Annotated in this window: 4 protein-coding genes; all 4 read left to right on the plus strand. The window is 54.1% G+C overall.

All coding sequences use genetic code 11. From position 1 onward, the window contains the following. Positions 1-928 (plus strand): VENN motif pre-toxin domain-containing protein (locus ACW6W5_RS17810; protein ID WP_226956730.1); only part of this gene is annotated, 928 nt, incomplete at its 5' end. Between the two features lie 175 nt (positions 929-1,103). After that, positions 1,104-1,430, plus strand: a complete 327-nt coding sequence (locus tag ACW6W5_RS17815; RefSeq protein ID WP_152154530.1) for a hypothetical protein — start codon at positions 1,104-1,106, stop codon at positions 1,428-1,430. Positions 1,431-1,547: 117 nt separating this feature from the next. Next, positions 1,548-2,027, plus strand: a complete 480-nt coding sequence (locus ACW6W5_RS17820; RefSeq protein WP_220668932.1) for a hypothetical protein — start codon at positions 1,548-1,550, stop codon at positions 2,025-2,027. A 248-nt stretch (positions 2,028-2,275) separates the two neighbouring features. Further along, on the plus strand, positions 2,276-2,566 hold the full coding sequence (locus ACW6W5_RS17825) for a barstar family protein (RefSeq protein ID WP_226956729.1): 291 nt from the start codon (positions 2,276-2,278) through the stop codon (positions 2,564-2,566). The last annotated feature ends 66 nt before the right edge of the window (positions 2,567-2,632 follow it).

Here is a 2,632-nt window from a genome sequence, read left to right on the forward strand (position 1 = left end):
TAACGCAGCAAACGGTGCGGGCGCAGCGACCGGCGGTGAACTGGCGGCGAAGCTGCTGACCGAGGCGCTGTATCCCGGCTACACCGGCGAGCTGAATGATCAGCAGAAGCAGACGATTCTGGCGCTGTCGCAGGCGGTGGGGGCCGTGGCTGGAAGCAGCGCTGGTGATGGGCTTGCAGGAGCTGCACTGGCAGCTGGGATCGCAAAAAATGTGGTGGAGAACAACTACCTTAGTGCCCCGCAGCGGAAGGCGAAGGATGCTGACCGTGCAGCATGTGGAAAGGACTCAGTGTGCCTGCAGGCCACGGACGCGCGCTGGGCTGAGGTCAGCCAAGAGCAGAGCCGTGATGTCATGGAGCGGTACGCACCCTATCTCACGCCCGACGAGCAGTATGTACTCTTCAGTCTGAAGCCTGGAACGAAGGAGTACGACCAGATCCTGGCCAGCGCGATTGCGCGGGAGGCGTCCAGCCAGCCTCCTCATCTGGGAACACTGCTCAACAGAGAGATCGGGCTGCTGCGCGAAACGGATTGGGATGGCGCACTGTTTGGTCCGTTGGCGCCTGGCATGTCGCTGACTGACAGGAACCGGATTGAGATGGCGTTGCTCGGGCCTATTTTCGGCATGCCCAGTGCAACTCTCACTGCGTTTGGTGTTGACCCGCAAACCGTAGCGATGACCAATCAGCTTGGGATGCTTGGGTGGGATATCGCGGGGTCAGGTTTCATCTTCAGACCCAAGAGTACCCGCGGACCCGCTAACGTTGATGGAGGGAGCACCCAAGTGGTGCTTATCCAAAATTCTGCTGGCAATCTCACAAAGCCCACACCTACAACCGGAGCTCCGCGAAATAAAATTCAGCTAATGGACGGCTTCTATGTGGTTGACGGGCTGAAGATCAGTGAGTCCTACTATGAGAGGCTTTGAAGGAAGGAAGGCCCGCTCCATTCCTACAAGTGAAGGAGGTCTTCGCCAGCAATCCTGTGATTACGCCTGACCCTAGGGGTGCCCCAGGCTATTTCAGATACGAGGGGGCAGGATTGGAGGTTATTTACAATCCGATAACAGGTCAGATTGGTCATATTCAGCCAGTGAGAAAGAAATGATAGAAGTATTTTCTGAATTTGAAGGTGAGCTTGAAGAATATCGAAAGGTCGTTGGTAATCTGAGGCGCGCACTAATAGCGTGCGAGCTCAGAATTTCTGAGATCATTGCTTCCATTGGTTGTCTTGATTATGATGCGACCGCGGCCGAATTTGATGAGCTCCATTCAATTCAGGGTGTTCTGGCAACTGCAAAATACAAGTTTGAGTTCCCATTGGGAGACCGGCTTGATGATTTTGTGTATCACATGGATAGAGATGACGAATATTCTAGGCGTTACTGGCATGGAAGGTTTGTTGACGGGGTAAGTTGGCCTGTTGACTAAGATGTGGGTCGATATGGGTGCCAATGATCTAACTTGGGAAGGAGGCTTTCTTGCGGGCCGAATTTAACTTGGCGCAGGCTTGGTCTAACCTCTGAGTTTGGTCCGTTGGCGCCCGGCATGTCGGTGAGCGACAGGAACCGGATTGAAATGGCGTTGCTCGGGCCTATCTTCGGGATGCCCAGTGCAACTCTCACTGCATTTGGTGTCGACTCGCAAACCGTACCGATGACCAATCAGCTTGGGATGCTTGGGTGGGATATCGCGGGATCAGGGTTTGTTCTCAGGCCCAAGAGTACCCGCGGGATGGGCAAGGTCGATGGCGGCAGCACCAAGGTGGTGGAGACCGAATCGTTGCCGCTGACGGGTCAAAAGCCTAGCTTGGAAGGTCCAGGACCAAATGCGCTGGACTTCACTGGTGGGGCGCCGAACGCGCTCTCGGGCATCGGTAATTCTGCGCATAACGCGGCAATCTACGCGAAGCTCAAAGTGGATCTGCGTACCACAGCAGATGCGAACGATATCGTGGTTTGCCTCAGGGCGACTGGTCAGTTGCCTCCGAGCTATGTGACTAAGAGCGAAGCAGCGCAGAATGGCTGACGACCTGGCAAAGCGCTAGAAAACAGCGTCCCGGGCGGGCAGATTGGTGGCGATGTGTTTCACAATACGACCGGCGTGCTTCCAAGCAGCGTTGGCAGAGTCTAGTAGGAGGCCGATGTAGAACTAACCGGTTCAAGATCCAAAGCAAGCCAGCCAGGAACTCGGCCCCTCTACTCAAACGACGACCTCCTGTTCATCACGAATGATCACTATAATTCCGTGCATGGCATTGGGCGATGGAAATGATATTGAATAAGATTATTATCGATGGAGAGTTTATCAACTCAGAACGTGATTTTCATGCGCAGATTGCAGAGCAGCTAGGCGTCGGTGTGTTCTATGGCAGAAACTTGGACGCACTATGGGACCTCTTGAGCTCCAGTATTGAACGCCCAGTCGAGCTGTCGTGGATCTCAAGTCAAAAATCTGCACTAGCGCTTGGACCTCGTTTTGACGACATAGTCGAAACTTTGCGACGAGTTGTCGAGCAGGATGCTCAATACGGTTGGGAAGATAGGTTCAGCTTTGCGTTGTCATAAATCATCAATGGCACGGAGTTGTCATTGGGCCGGTTGCTGACCATCGAGTAGCTACAGGACGTTGCA

The organism is Stenotrophomonas sp. IS26 (genome assembly GCF_054188265.1).

Excerpts from the sequence above, each read along its gene's own strand:
- ACW6W5_RS17815 (WP_152154530.1), top strand. The coding sequence starts at position 1,104 with ATGATAGAAGTATTTTCTGAATTTGAAGGTGAGCTTGAAGAATATCGA.
- ACW6W5_RS17820 (WP_220668932.1), top strand. The coding sequence starts at position 1,548 with ATGTCGGTGAGCGACAGGAACCGGATTGAAATGGCGTTGCTCGGGCCT.